Source organism: Microbacterium sp. Y356 (assembly GCF_059445355.1).
Genome location: NZ_JCAIUE010000001.1, coordinates 1,988,210 through 2,001,876, shown reverse-complemented (window position 1 = coordinate 2,001,876; position 13,667 = coordinate 1,988,210). Strand labels below are relative to the sequence as shown.

Annotated in this window: 16 protein-coding genes; 6 read left to right on the top strand and 10 right to left on the bottom strand. The window is 60.1% G+C overall.

Annotated elements, in window-relative coordinates:
• Window positions 1-951 (top strand): thioredoxin-disulfide reductase, encoded by a 951-nt coding sequence (gene trxB / locus AC1C2Q_RS09625; protein ID WP_495449909.1) that lies wholly within the window; start codon window positions 1-3, stop codon window positions 949-951.
• 59 nt (window positions 952-1,010) lie between these two features.
• The gene (gene trxA, locus AC1C2Q_RS09620) at window positions 1,011-1,334 is read left to right on the top strand and encodes a thioredoxin (RefSeq protein WP_495430868.1); all 324 of its coding nucleotides are present in this window, start codon (window positions 1,011-1,013) and stop codon (window positions 1,332-1,334) included.
• A gap of 96 nt (window positions 1,335-1,430) precedes the next feature.
• On the opposite strand, the gene AC1C2Q_RS09615 is transcribed toward trxA, so the two are convergent.
• The 10 genes from AC1C2Q_RS09615 to rpmH form a co-directional block, all read right to left on the bottom strand.
• The gene (locus tag AC1C2Q_RS09615) at window positions 1,431-1,766 is read right to left on the bottom strand and encodes a tryptophan synthase subunit alpha (protein ID WP_495430867.1); all 336 of its coding nucleotides are present in this window, start codon (window positions 1,764-1,766) and stop codon (window positions 1,431-1,433) included.
• A 9-nt stretch (window positions 1,767-1,775) separates the two neighbouring features.
• The gene (locus AC1C2Q_RS09610; protein ID WP_495430866.1) at window positions 1,776-3,218 is read right to left on the bottom strand and encodes a sugar porter family MFS transporter; all 1,443 of its coding nucleotides are present in this window, start codon (window positions 3,216-3,218) and stop codon (window positions 1,776-1,778) included.
• A gap of 67 nt (window positions 3,219-3,285) precedes the next feature.
• A complete protein-coding gene (locus AC1C2Q_RS09605) occupies window positions 3,286-4,263 on the bottom strand; it encodes a ParB/RepB/Spo0J family partition protein (RefSeq protein ID WP_495449908.1) in 978 nt (325 codons plus the stop codon).
• Window positions 4,263-5,186, bottom strand: coding sequence for a ParA family protein (locus AC1C2Q_RS09600; protein ID WP_495430864.1), 924 nt, complete (start codon window positions 5,184-5,186; stop codon window positions 4,263-4,265). Before AC1C2Q_RS09600 ends, AC1C2Q_RS09605 begins: the two co-directional genes overlap by 1 nt.
• A gap of 263 nt (window positions 5,187-5,449) precedes the next feature.
• Complete coding sequence (rsmG, locus tag AC1C2Q_RS09595) at window positions 5,450-6,097, bottom strand: 16S rRNA (guanine(527)-N(7))-methyltransferase RsmG (protein WP_495449907.1); 648 nt, start codon at window positions 6,095-6,097, stop codon at window positions 5,450-5,452.
• 31 nt (window positions 6,098-6,128) lie between these two features.
• Window positions 6,129-6,632 (bottom strand): Jag family protein, encoded by a 504-nt coding sequence (locus AC1C2Q_RS09590; protein WP_495430862.1) that lies wholly within the window; start codon window positions 6,630-6,632, stop codon window positions 6,129-6,131.
• Window positions 6,629-7,702 (bottom strand): membrane protein insertase YidC, encoded by a 1,074-nt coding sequence (gene yidC, locus AC1C2Q_RS09585; RefSeq protein ID WP_495449906.1) that lies wholly within the window; start codon window positions 7,700-7,702, stop codon window positions 6,629-6,631. The genes AC1C2Q_RS09590 and yidC overlap by 4 nt, the downstream gene beginning before the upstream one ends.
• Window positions 7,703-7,705: 3 nt before the next feature.
• The gene (gene yidD / locus AC1C2Q_RS09580; protein ID WP_495430860.1) at window positions 7,706-8,056 is read right to left on the bottom strand and encodes a membrane protein insertion efficiency factor YidD; all 351 of its coding nucleotides are present in this window, start codon (window positions 8,054-8,056) and stop codon (window positions 7,706-7,708) included.
• Window positions 8,053-8,403 carry a ribonuclease P protein component gene (rnpA, locus tag AC1C2Q_RS09575; RefSeq protein ID WP_495430859.1) on the bottom strand — a complete coding sequence of 117 codons (351 nt, stop codon included), beginning with the start codon at window positions 8,401-8,403 and terminating at the stop codon, window positions 8,053-8,055. Before rnpA ends, yidD begins: the two co-directional genes overlap by 4 nt.
• Before the next feature lie 6 nt (window positions 8,404-8,409).
• Window positions 8,410-8,547 carry a 50S ribosomal protein L34 gene (rpmH, locus tag AC1C2Q_RS09570; protein WP_439283287.1) on the bottom strand — a complete coding sequence of 46 codons (138 nt, stop codon included), beginning with the start codon at window positions 8,545-8,547 and terminating at the stop codon, window positions 8,410-8,412.
• 321 nt (window positions 8,548-8,868) lie between these two features.
• On the opposite strand from rpmH, the gene dnaA reads away from it, so the two are divergent.
• From dnaA to AC1C2Q_RS09550, 4 genes are all read left to right on the top strand, one after another.
• Complete coding sequence (gene dnaA, locus AC1C2Q_RS09565; RefSeq protein ID WP_495430858.1) at window positions 8,869-10,260, top strand: chromosomal replication initiator protein DnaA; 1,392 nt, start codon at window positions 8,869-8,871, stop codon at window positions 10,258-10,260.
• A 425-nt stretch (window positions 10,261-10,685) separates the two neighbouring features.
• The gene (gene dnaN / locus AC1C2Q_RS09560) at window positions 10,686-11,828 is read left to right on the top strand and encodes a DNA polymerase III subunit beta (RefSeq protein ID WP_495430857.1); all 1,143 of its coding nucleotides are present in this window, start codon (window positions 10,686-10,688) and stop codon (window positions 11,826-11,828) included.
• Between the two features lie 66 nt (window positions 11,829-11,894).
• The gene (gene recF / locus AC1C2Q_RS09555) at window positions 11,895-13,088 is read left to right on the top strand and encodes a DNA replication/repair protein RecF (protein WP_495449905.1); all 1,194 of its coding nucleotides are present in this window, start codon (window positions 11,895-11,897) and stop codon (window positions 13,086-13,088) included.
• Window positions 13,081-13,572, top strand: coding sequence for a DciA family protein (locus AC1C2Q_RS09550; RefSeq protein ID WP_495430855.1), 492 nt, complete (start codon window positions 13,081-13,083; stop codon window positions 13,570-13,572). The genes recF and AC1C2Q_RS09550 overlap by 8 nt, the downstream gene beginning before the upstream one ends.
• Window positions 13,573-13,667 lie beyond the last annotated feature (95 nt).

The following is a 13,667-nucleotide window of genomic DNA, read 5'->3' as shown; positions in this document are numbered from 1 at the left end:
ATGCGCAAGGTCATCATCATTGGCTCCGGCCCCGCCGGATTCACCGCCGCGATCTATGCGGCGCGCGCGAACCTCGAGCCGTTGCTCATCGCTAGCTCCGTCGAGGTCGGTGGCGAGCTGATGAACACCACCGAGGTCGAGAACTACCCGGGCTTCCCTGAGGGAATCCAGGGACCAGAGCTCATGACGAAGTTCCAGGAGCAGGCGGAGAAGTTCGGCACCGAGGTCGTCTATGACGACGTCACCGAGCTGGATCTGGATGGCCCCATCAAGACGATCACACTCGGCAGTGGCACTGTGCACGAGACCCAGTCGCTGATCTACGCGACGGGTTCGGCGTACCGCAAGATTGGCGTCGAGGGCGAGGAGCGTCTCTCCGGGTACGGCGTCTCGTGGTGCGCAACCTGCGACGGCTTCTTCTTCCGCCAGAAGACCATCGCCGTCGTGGGCGGTGGCGACTCGGCGATGGAAGAGGCGACCTTCCTCACGCGCTTCGCGGACAAGGTCTACATCATTCACCGCAAGGACACGCTGCGTGCATCGAAGATCATGCAGGATCGCGCGTTCGCGAACGAGAAGATCGAGTTCATCTGGAACAGTGAGGTCACCGAGGTCACCGGTGCTGACAGCGTCGCAGGCGTGAAGCTGCGCAACACCGTCGACGGCACGCTCTCAGATCTCGCGCTTGATGGTCTGTTCGTCGCAATCGGCAACGACCCGCGCACGCATCTGGTGCACGAGAAGCTCGAGCTCACACCCGAGGGCACGATCTGGGTCGAAGGCCGCTCATCTCGCACCTCGACACCTGGTGTCTTTGCCGCCGGCGATGTCATCGACCCGACCTACCGTCAGGCCATCACCGCCGCCGGGACCGGCACCGTTGCTGCCCTTGACGCCGAGCACTACATTGCTGCCCTTGAGGACACCGCCCCGGTCGGGGCATCCGTCTAGGGAACACAATCCTTTCACTCGCTGTTGTAGCGGGTGAACCTCTATTGAAGGAGAAACTGATGACTGCAAAGGTAACGAGCCAGGCGACCTTCGACCAGGATGTACTTCAGGCCGAAGGCCCCGTTCTGGTTGACTTCTGGGCTGAGTGGTGTGGTCCGTGTCGCATGGTCGCACCGGTGCTCGATCAGATCCAGGCTGAGAACGCCGACAAGATCACCATCGTCAAGCTCAATGTTGACGAGAACCCCGAACTTGCCATGAAGTACCAGATCACGTCGATTCCGGCGATGAAGGTCTTCCACGGTGGAGAGGTCAAGGCGACTATCATCGGCGCCAAGCCGAAGCCCGCGCTCGAGAAGGATCTCGCCGCGTTCCTCGCCTGACCCTGAAACGACAAAACCACGCCGAAACGACGTCTTAGACGTGTTGTTTCGGCGTGGTTTTGTCGTTTCGCTGAGTGCTTCGGGCGCTAGGACGCGTCAGGACACGTCAGCGACCGTGGTGTCCCACTTGCGATGGCGCGTCTTCTCGCCGAGCAGTCCCCAGACGGCTGGCGTCAGCTCCGGATACTCCAACGCGATCTGTCGCATCACGCGGTAGTTGCGGGCGGCGTTGGGCCGAACACCGTCATTCGCGGCGATGTTATCGGCGCGCAAGAGGTAAACGACCAGCTCATCGACGCTGGGGAGTTCTTCCATGAAATCCCACGGATCCTCGCCGCCCAACAGTCGCTCCTGCACGAGTACCGCCAGTTCGTCAGACGCCTCTGCGCGTAGAACTTCCAAACTCGCGCGACGCGGGACAGCTTCTGACATGCCTTAAGCCTACGCGCGCTTATGCCCGCCTCGGCGCGGAAGGTTCACAACATCCGTCATCGTTTCGAGTTCTCGACCCTTCGTCTCTGGCACCTGGAAGTACACGAAGAAGAACGACACGATCGCGAAGAACGCGTAGAAGCCATAGGCGAAGGTCAGCCCGATCTCCGCGAACGCCGGGAATGTCGTCGAGATGAAGAAGTTAGCCACCCACTGGGCCGCCGCAGCCACCGCTAGCGCGCCGGCACGAATGCTGTTCGGGAACATCTCCCCCAGCAGCACCCAAACCAGTGGGCCCCAGGTGGCACCGAAGAACACCACGAATCCGTTGGCGCAGACGAGCGCAATCAGCGACCATGGCTCGGGCAACACGACGTTGCCATCCTGCAGTGTGCCGAACGAGAAGGCCACAGCCATCATGCCCAAGGTCACGGCCATGCCGATGGAGCCTGTGAGCAGCATCGGGCGCCGGCCAACCTTGTCGACCAGCATGATCGCGATGATCGTGACGACGATGTTCGTGACCGATGTGATGACGGAGGTCATCAGGGCCTGGGACTCGTCGAATCCCACCGACAGCCACAGCGTGGTCGAGTAGTAGAAGATCACGTTGATGCCGACGAACTGCTGAAAGACGCTAAGAAGAATGCCGACCCAGACAATGGGTTTCAGCCCGAACTTGTCGCCGCGCAGGTCGCGCAGCGACTCCTTCTGCTCGACGTTCAATGTGGCGCGGATCTCCTCGATCTTGAGATTTACGTCAGTCTCGCCGCTGAAATCGTAGAGAACCTGCGAAGCCTTGTCGAGCTGTCCCCGCGCCACCAGGAATCGAGGAGACTCCGGAAGTCGGAGGGCCATGAGCCCGTAAACCACGGCGGGAATCGCCTCGACCATAAACATCCAGCGCCACGCTTCGATGCCGAACCAAAGAATGGATGACGCGGAGCCGGCGATATTGGCCAGCAGGGCGTTGGAGAGCAGGGCCGTGAAGATACCAGTCACGATTGCGAGCTGTTGGAGAGAACCGAGACGCCCGCGAATCTTCGCCGGCGAGACCTCCGCGATATAGGCCGGCGCGATGACGGATGCCGCACCCACGCCGAGTCCGCCGATCACACGCCAGACGATCAAGTCGATGACCCCGAACGCGAAGCCTGAGCCGATCGCCGAGATGAAGAACAAGATGGCCGCGATCACCATCACCGGGATACGGCCCAGCTTGTTCGCCAAACTTCCCGCGAACCACGCGCCGACGGCACAACCGATCAGTGCGGAAGACACGGCGAAGCCCTGTAGCCCAGGTCCGAGCGAGAATGCTCCGGCGAGGGCGGTGACCGCGCCGTTGATCACGGCCGTGTCGAAGCCGAACAGGAATCCGCCGAGTGCTGCGGCAATGCTGATCCCGATGACCCGACCGTTGAGTCGTGCGGCCGGACTCTTCTTATCTGCCATGTTGTCTCCCCTATTGTGCCCACTCTAAGAGTCACGCCCACCACAAGGCGAGCGAGAGTTCAGAAGTTCAGGATCCGTACTGCTCTTCGCCCAGCTCAGCCAGGATGCGATTGAGATCCTGAATCGACGCGAATTCGATTGCGACCTGGCCTTTTCTTGCACCCAACGTGATCTTCACACGAGTGTTCAGGCGGTCGCCGAGCTTGCCGGACACCTCGTCGAGGTAGGCACGGCGGGCACCGGGCTGCGCCTTGACCTTCTTCGTGCCGGCGCTCGGGAAGGATTTCGCAGCTTCTTCAGTGGCCCGCACTGAGAGGTCTTCGTTGACTACCTTGTCGGCGAGCTTCTGCATCGCGGCGGAGTCATCGAGGGAGAGAAGGGCGCGAGCGTGGCCAGCGGTGAGGACACCCGCGGCAACACGCTGCTGCACTGGAACAGGCAGCTTCAGCAGGCGGATCGTGTTGCTGATCTGCGGGCGAGAACGGCCGATGCGCGTCGCCAGTTGCTCCTGTGTGATCCCGAAGTCTTCGAGCAGCTGCTGGTAGGCGGACGCTTCTTCCAACGGGTTCAGTTCCGAGCGGTGCAGGTTCTCCAGCAGCGCGTCACGAAGCATGTCTTCGTCTGCGGTCTCGCGGACGATTGCGGGGATCGCATCTAGACCAGCCTCGCGTGCGGCGCGCGTGCGGCGCTCCCCCATGACCAGCTCGTAGTCACCATCGGAGTTCTTGCGAACAATCACCGGCTGCAGGACACCGAACTCGCGCACGCTGTGCACAAGCTCGTCAAGATCATCGGTGCTGAAATGCGTGCGCGGCTGACGCGGGTTGGGAACGATCTTGTTCGGGTCGATCTGAATCAGATGAATGCCGGGAACTACCTCGAGGTCGGGCGCCCCCGTGACCGCTGCAGAGACGTCAGAGCTGCCCGCATCCGCCTTCAGGCGAAGTGAGGCACCGGGGAAGAACACATCAACCGGACGCTCGGACTGATCCGCCGTGGGGATGAGTGCGCCGATTCCTCGACCCAATCCAGTGCGCTTGGCCATCAGTTCTCCTTGCTCTGCGTCTTCTGGGACGCGATTTCGACAGCGGCCTCGCGGTATGCAATCGCACCAGCGGAGTTTCCGTCGTAAGCGATCACCGTCTGACCAAAACTTGGTGCCTCAGATACACGTACTGAACGCGGAATCATCGTCTTCAGCACCTGATCGGGGAAATGGTTGCGCACCTCGTCGGCAACCTGCTGAGCAAGACGGGTGCGTCCGTCGTACATCGTGAGCAGAATCGTGGAGAGGTGAAGATCAGGGTTGAGGTGCTTCTGAATCATCTGAATGCTGCCCAAAAGCTGGCTCAGTCCCTCGAGCGCGTAATACTCGCACTGGATCGGGATGAAAACCTCAGATGCCGCGGTGAAGGCGTTGATCGTCAGAAGACCGAGCGACGGAGGGCAGTCGATGATGACGAAGTCGAGAGCACTCTCTCGGAGGTACACGTCCAGTGCGTTGCGTAGCCGATGTTCGCGAGCCACCTGGGAGACCAGTTCAATCTCGGCGCCGGCGAGGTGAATCGTGCTCGGCGCGCAAAGCAGGTTCTCGGATTCCGGGCTCTGCTGGATGATGTCTGCGAGCGGAACATCTTCAATCAGGACGTCGTAGACGCTGGGGGTGTCTGCGTTATGCGGCACCCCGAGTGCGGTGGATGCGTTTCCCTGTGGGTCAAGATCGATCACCAACACCTTCGCACCCAAAGCCACAAGAGCGGATGCCGTGTTCACTGCCGAGGTAGTCTTACCGACGCCACCCTTCTGGTTCGACACTGTCATGACACGCGTCTCGCCACTGAATTCGATTGAGGTAGTTTCCAATCGGCGACGACGAGCGCTCAAATCGGCGATTTCTCGCGCCAGTGGCGTATCTACCCCGAAAGTACTGTTCGGTGTTACCTTTTCGGACTGTTTCACGTGAAACATCCACTCCTTTCGAGGGCCGTATTCCACTCTAATCGCTGCGTCAGACGTTCCGGACAGTTGTGGTTTCTAACTACTGGGACTCGGGCTTCCCGGCATGTCTACTTCGACTATTGCGCGGCAGTCATGTGCCGCGATCTCTTCCGGCAGTCCATGTTTCACGTGAAACATCCGGGTCTCAGTTGTGATGTCCACGCATCCACTTTGAGCTGCGAGAACTCATGTTTCACGTGAAACATTCACCCGATGGCCGTACGCATCAAGGACTAAGCGCCCCGCACCTTAGCCCGAACCACGCGAGTAGTCTCCTCCAGTACACCAATACCCAGAACCTCAACCCGCACATCACTGAGCCGATACTTCTTGATCTGCTTGGAGGCTGCGTCAATCTCTACTTCAGCGTTCTTTCCCTTGAGGAGTGCAAGCTCTCCCCCATCGCGCACCAGAGGTGCTGTGTACGGGAGAAGGGTGCGCAGCGCGCTGACAGCCCTCGCCGTGACAACGTCGAACTTTTCGCTGGTGCGAACATCTTCTGCACGAGACCGCAGGACCACGACGTTGTCGAGCTCAAGCTCGTTGACCTGCTCGTTGAGCCAATTGACTCGACGTTCCATGGGCTCCACCAGTGTCAACTTCACATCTGGCCGTGCGATGGCAATGACAAGGCCGGGCAGGCCGGCCCCGGAGCCGATATCCGCGGCCGAGCCATGGAAAAGCGGCGCTGCAACAGCGCTGTTCAGAATGTGTCGAGTCCATAGACGAGGCAGTTCGAGCGGACCAATAAGTCCACGTTCCTCACCCTGCGCAGCGAGTGCCGCAGTGAAGGCGCGTGCGACGTCGATCCGATCGCGAAAGAGTGATGCCGCAACTTCCGGTTCAGCCTCAACCGCGGGTTCTGCCTGTGTATCTGACAAGCTCACTCCTCACGATGTTTCACGTGAAACATCAGCGGCGGCGGATGACCGTGTGACGTTCGGCGCCCTCACCGTACGATTCGGAAACAAGATCGCGATCGGCGACGATATCGTGCACGAGCTTTCGCTCATAGCTCGACATCGATGGCAACGATGCCTGCGATGCTCCTTCATCAAGCTTGACCAGCGCAGCATCCACCAGCTTCTCGAGCTGACGCTTGCGAACATCACGAGATCCACCCACATCGAGAATCAGTCGCGAGAACGAACCGGTCTTGTTCTGCACGGCGAGGCGGGTGATCTCCTGCAATGCCTGAACAGTGTCGGGGTCTGAAAGGACGGAGATGTCTTCACCCTCGGCCTCGACCGAGACGTAGGCGCGGCCTTGGCGCACATCGAGATTCAGATCGCCGTCGATGTCTGCAATATCCAGCAGTTCCTCGATGAAGTCAGCCGCGACATCGCCTTCATTCTCAAGCTGCTCGACAGTGGGCTCAGTGCGCTCAGTGCGCTCCACGACGTTCTCGCTGGTCATGAGTTCGGACCCTTCTTCTTCGAACGCTTCTTTCCCACCGGCTGCTGACGCTTCGGTGCGTTCTGCTTGGCCTTCTCTACCTCGTCGAGCTTGCGCTGCTGCTCAGCCTCATACGCCGCAATCGGAACAACCTTGCCGGATGAGTCGATCGCCTTACCCTTGCGTGCAAGTCGCTCTTCGCGTGCTTTGGCTGCTTCCGAACCGGGGGTCGGCATCTCACGGATGACGAGGAACTGCTGCGCCATAGTCCACAGGTTCGAGATGAACCAGTACACAACCACGCCGAGCGGGAAGAACACACCAGAGAAGATGAAGCCCAGCGGCAGTACGTAAAGCATGATCTTCTGCATCTGGTACGCCTGGCCGGTCTTGGCCTCTGGCGACAGGTTCTTCGAGATGATTTGCAGCTGCGTGAAGAACTGCGAACCGATCATCAGCACGACGAGGATGACGAGGAGCACGATCGCAACGGTGTTCTGCGTCTCGACAGCGTGGCCGAGTGTGCCGTGCAACGAAACTGTTCCGAAGATCGTCGCGTCGTAGAATTCCTTGGTCAGATCCGCGCTCAGCAGACCCACACCGCCAATGCCTGCATCGGCGTGCTTGGTGACGTCGTTTAGCACGCTGAACAGGGCAAAGAAGATCGGCATCTGAACGATCATCGGCAGACAGCTCGACATCGGCGAAGTGCCGTGTCTCTTGTACAGCGCCATTGTCTCGCGGCTCATTGCTTCGCGAGACAGCTGATCTTTCTTACCCTTGTACTTCTCCTGGACCTTCTTCATCTCAGGAGCGATTTCCATCATCTTGCGCTGGCTCTTGATTTGCCGCACGAAGAGAGGGAACACCGCACCGCGAACGACGATCACGAGACCGACGATCGAGAGGATCCAAGTGATGCCGGCTGCTGCGGGCAGTCCGACCGTGGTGAACAGCGAGTGCCAGGCGACGAGAAGAAGTTCGACGACCCACTTGAGCGGCCACAGAATGGTGCCGAGCAGATCGAAGCCACCACCGGAATCAGCGGGCGGTGTTGGCGTCGCAGAGGCGAGCAGAAGGTCAAGACCCACTGTTCAGTCCTTTCGAGAAGGTACGACGAAACCTCGAGCGGTCAGGTCGAATCGGAAATGGTCGTGGGGGCGAACGTCATCGACGCCGCCTTTTGTCCAGGGATTGCATCGCAGCACGCGCCACGCCGAGAGCATGGCTCCCTTGATAGCACCGTGCTGCTGCACAGCACCTACAGCGTAAGCCGAACAGGAGGGATAGTACGCACACACATCACCATAGATCGGCGAGATTACAGCGCGATATCCGGTGAGAAACCCCAGCACGAGATTGCGTGGAACGAGTGGGATGCTGCGCACGAGGTCACCAGGATGCAGATGCGCCGATCCCATCGCGTAGGAGGGCAGGGCACTCATGCCGACGTCCTGGTGCGGTTGAGTCGTGCGAGACACCGCGTCACATCAGCGTTGAGCTCGGCAAATGTCGCGGTGGCGGACGCAGGAAGGGCACGGATGACGACATCCGTGCCCTCTGGCACCATCGAGAGCGCGTCCGCGCACACGGCTTTGAGCCGTCGACGCACGGTATTGCGGATCACAGCAGTGCCCACCTGTTTACTGATGATGAACCCGAACCTGGGTTCACGTGCTTCATCGGTCGTCAACAAAGAGGTGACGACCGTCGCGCCCCCGCACCGGACTCCGCGACGCACGACCAACCGGTAGTCGGTACCTCGCGTTAGTCGGAGCGGGCGGGCGAGCACGAAGCTTTACGCCGAGAGCTCGACGCGGCCCTTCGCGCGGCGGGCCGAGAGGATGCCGCGGCCGGCGCGCGTGCGCATGCGCAGGCGGAAGCCGTGCTTCTTGGCGCGACGGCGGTTGTTGGGCTGGAACGTACGCTTGCTCATGGAATCACTCCGGGAACGCTGTCACCGGATGTGTACGACCGGAGACATAGGGATCTGCCCTTTTTCGGGCATAAGTCAACCGATTAAGCGTACGTCGTACCGGCCCAGAGAGCAAATCTCCGCGCCATACCGTTTCGCGCTGTGTTGCGCCGCACCATAATTATCCACAACCTTGTCGCCACCGACGTACTCGACACACCGTTGATTTTCCGTGGGTAGTTGCCCTTCACAGGTTGGCTGACTACCGTTGCATCCGAAGTTATCCACAGGGGGGATCTGCCGAAATCGGTCTGTCCTCCGCGAGCCCTTACCCGGAGCACCATGCCCTCTCCTGACCAGCCCGACGTTCCGATCTGGGCAGAGGTTCTGGATCTACTCGCCCATGACGACCGGGTCACCCCCCAACTGCAGGGCTTCCTGAGTCTCGCCGTTCCTGCCGGCATCATGAGCGCGACGCTCTACCTTGACGTCCCCAACGACCTGACCGCGGCGCAGATCAACAAACGACTACGCGTTCCGATCATGGAGGCTCTCGGTCACCTCGGCGAAGAAGTCACCTCTTTCCGTGTGGTCGTCAACCATGAGCTCGCCGAGCACCCGACCGCCCCGATCGCGGTCGCGGACTTCGGACGCCCAGAGGCCCCGCGCACCGACTATCCGGTCGAACAGCCCACTCAGTTGCGCCACGAATCGCGCCTGAACCCGAAGTACACCTTCGACAACTTCGTCATCGGACAGTCCAACCGCTTCTCACACGCAGCGGCGGTTGCTGTCGCAGAGGCGCCGGCGAAGGCCTACAACCCGCTATTCATCTACGGCGACTCCGGTCTCGGCAAGACCCACCTTCTGCACGCGATCGGCGACTACGCCCAGTCTCTCTATACGGGGGTGAAAGTTCGCTACGTCTCCAGCGAAGAGTTCACCAACGACTTCATCAATTCGATCGCCAACAACCGTGGGTCTGCATTCCAGGCACGCTACCGTGACGTCGACATCCTGCTCATCGACGACATCCAGTTCCTGCAGGGCCGCGCCGAGACGCAGGAAACCTTCTTCCATACCTTCAACACCCTGCACGATCACAACAAGCAGATCGTGATCACCAGCGATGTCGCCCCAAAGCACCTGACCGGTTTCGAAGACCGGATGCGCAGCCGGTTCGAATGGGGTCTCATCACCGATGTGCAAGCTCCTGACCTCGAAACCCGTATCGCTATCCTGCGCAAAAAGGCACAGAGCGAGGCGCTCCACATCCCCGACGACGTGCTGGAGTACATCGCGACCGTCGTGTCGTCGAACATCCGCGAACTCGAGGGCGCGCTCATCCGTGTCTCCGCATTCGCAAGCCTGAATCGCTCTGCGCTCGACATATCCCTCGCTCAGACGGTGCTCCGAGACATCATCGACACGGCAGAAGACAACATCATCTCGCCGACCGACATCATCACCGCCACCGCTCAGTACTTCAAGCTCACCGTCGACGACCTGTATGGATCAAGTCGATCGCAGCAGATCGCGACGTCGCGTCAGATCGCGATGTATCTGTGCCGCGAACGCACGAACCTCTCACTGCCGAAGATCGGTCAGCTGTTCGGTAACCGCGATCACACCACCGTCATGTACGCCTACAAGAAGATCAGCGACCTCATGAAAGAGCGTCGCTCCATCTACAACCAGGTCACCGAGATCACGACGCAGCTCGGTCGACGCTGACGATTTGCAGCCGATTGGCCGCTTCGACCACGCTCCATACCATGCAATTCACACCTGTTTACACATGTGGATAACTTGTGGATGAATACACTTAACATCGGGACGAATGTGTGGAAATCGCGGCTACCTGTGGATAACTCCACAAACGGCCGCTTCGACCACACACCTGTTTAAGCGCGGTTTCCTCAGGGTTTCCACATCTCACACGCATGTAGTTCCCTACGGACGATTGATATCCACCGAGTTATCCACAGTATCCACAGGTGTTAACACTGTTAAGGAGTTAACCCTTTGAGAGCGGATTCCGAGCACCTCAACGGTGTCGAAACCCGTCGTATGGCAGAGCCGGGCTGTGGGGATACGATGGGAACCCCTGACGTGAGCCCATGCTCCTCAGATCCTGTAATTACGACGAGGGAGCGCCCGTGAGGTTCCAGGTCAACCGCGATGTCTTCAGCGAAGCTGTTTCCTTCGTCGTCAAACTTCTGCCACAGCGCAATCCACAGCCGATCTTGGCCGGTGTGCTCATCGAAGCAGGCGAGTCAGGTCTCACCCTCTCGGCATTCGACTACGAAGCATCCGCACGTACGACCATCGAGGCGACGGTCGAGACACCCGGAACGATTCTGGTTCACGGGCGGCTGCTCTCAGACATCGCGAGCCGACTGCCGAACGCACCCATCGAGATTGCTGTCGAAGAAGACGGCGGTATCACCGTCACCTGCGGATCGGCTCGCTTCACGCTGGCTGCAATGCCGGTTGAGGAATATCCGTCGATCCCTGAGGTTTCTGGCACTTCGGGTGTTGTTCCGGCCGACGATTTCGGTACGGCGATCGCGCAGGTCGCGTTTGCAGCGTCTCGTGATGACGTGACTCCTGTGCTCACCGGCGTACAGCTCGAGGTAACCGAGAACAACCTCAGCCTCGTCGCTACCGACCGCTACCGCGTTTCGCTTCGCAACGTGCCGTGGGATGGCGAGGCACCTGAGCAGACTGCGCTGGTTCCCGCGCGCACGCTGACCGAGGTCGGAAAGACGTTCGGACACACCGGAACCATCCAGGTGTCGTTCTCCGGCGCCGGCGACCGCGAGATCATCGCGTTCACGTCGGGCAACAAGACGGTGACTTCTCTCCTGATCAAGGGAAATTTCCCGCCGGTTCGTCGCCTGTTTCCCGAGCAGACCGAGCACTACGCGGTCGTCAACACCGCCGACCTAATCGAAGCGGTTCGGCGTGTGGCGTTGGTGCTTGATCGCGCAGCTCCGCTGCGTTTCACGTTCACATCTGACAGCGTGACGATGGATGCCTCTGGCAGCGAGCAGGCTCGAGCATCCGAGTCGGTCGACGCACACCTGACCGGTGGCGACGATGTGACGCTCGGCTTGAACCCGCAGTATTTGACCGAGGCGCTCAGCGCGGTCAAGAGCGAGTTTGTGCGCGTGACATTCACATCAAGCGACAATGCGAACAAGCTCAGCCCGGTGCTGATCACGAGCCAGACCTCGGTCGACCAGGCAGGAAGCGACTCCTACAAGTACCTGCTGCAGCCGAACCTTCTGCTGCGCTGATCGTCTCCATCTCGCTCGACGAGCGAATTCGGGGAGAGTGTCTGCCCCGAAAGGTAGGGTGAATCCGTGATTGTGGAGCACCTGAGCCTTGTGGACTTCCGCAACTACGCGACCGCAGAACTCAGCCTCCACCCTGGACCGAATGTGCTCGTCGGCCGCAACGGCCAGGGCAAGACGAATCTTGCAGAAGCAGTGGTGTTCCTTGCCACGCTCGGCTCCCATCGGGTGTCGTCGGATGCTCCGATGGTGAGGGACGGCCAAGAGTTCGCAGTCATCCGAGCACGGCTCTCGGTCGGAGAACGTAAGGTTCTCGCCGAAGTGCAGATCAATCGGCAAGGGTCTAACAAAGCCCGCATCAACGGATCACCATCCAAGACCAACGAACTCCCCCGCTACGCGCATGTCGTGTTGTTCGCACCAGAAGATCTGCAGATCGTTCGGGGGGACCCGTCATCCCGGCGTCGATTCGCAGACCAACTGCTGATTCAGCGCGCACCGCGGATGTCTGCAGTGCTCGGTGATTATGACCGCGTTCTCAAGCAACGAAGCGCGCTGCTGAAATCCGCCCGCGCACGCGGCATCCGAGGCGAAGCACTTACCACGCTTGAGGTGTGGGACGACAAGCTTGTCGCACTGGGATCCGAGATCATCGACGCGCGCCTCCGGCTTGCGGCTGACCTGCAGCGCCCACTTGCCGACGCGTACACCGCCATCGCCGGCGCTGACCATCAGCCCGAACTCGAGTGGGCACTTTCTGTTCGAGGAGGAGACCCCGAAGAAGGCGAAGAAGGCGCATCCGATACCCGTGGCGAGATAGCCGACATGTTCCGCGCGGCATTGCAGGCGAAACGTAAGCAAGAGCTCGACCGAGGTCTCACTCTTGTCGGTCCTCATCGGGATGATCTTCTGATGCGCGTACGGGGGCTCCCGGTGAAGGGATATGCCTCGCACGGCGAATCCTGGTCGATTGCGCTGTCTTTGCGTCTGGCATCCGCTGAGCTTCTGCGCGCTGAATCGCCGGCGGGAGATCCGGTCCTCATCCTCGATGACGTCTTTGCCGAGCTCGATGCCGATCGACGGCAGCGCTTGGCGACTCTGACAGTTGGATATGAGCAAGTGGTGGTCACCGCAGCGGTGGAGGAAGATATCCCTGAGCCGCTGCACCGACACGTCGTGCGCATCAACGCCGGCATGATCAGCGATGATCGCGCCGAGAATGACAACAGCGAGACGGATGATGAGGAGGAAGACGATGAGTGAATCAGCATCAGATACTCCGGAAACTGTCGCGACCTACCTGCGTCTTCGCGGGCTGAAGCCCAGCTCGAAATCATGGAAACGCAAGCGTCGTATTCGAGATGACGATGACAACGCACCTTTCACTCCCGGTCGCGACCCTGGGGCGCTCGGTGCGGTGCTCGACAAGCTCAGTCGTGAATCCGGATGGGAGATCACGCTGGCGCGTGAAGATGTAGTGCGCCAGTGGGCGGAATTCGCCGGCGCAGACACCGCGAAACACTCCGAACCGGTCGGACTTGAGAATGGGATGTTGACCGTCAAGTGCGACTCGACAGCCTGGGCGAAGAACCTGCAGTTCATGCGCGCGACCATCTTGACTGAGATCGGACGACGCTATCCACAGGCGGGAGTCAACAACCTCCGTTTTATCGGCCCGGACGTTCCCTCTTGGAAATGGGGGCCGAGAGCCGTTCCAGGGCGGGGCCCGCGCGATACCTACGGGTAGGGCATCAACGGACCCCACTTGATCGATTTCAGGGCCACACAGGGCCGTATAGCCACGTTTAGGGTCTGAGTGAGGGTAGACTGGGCATTCGAGAT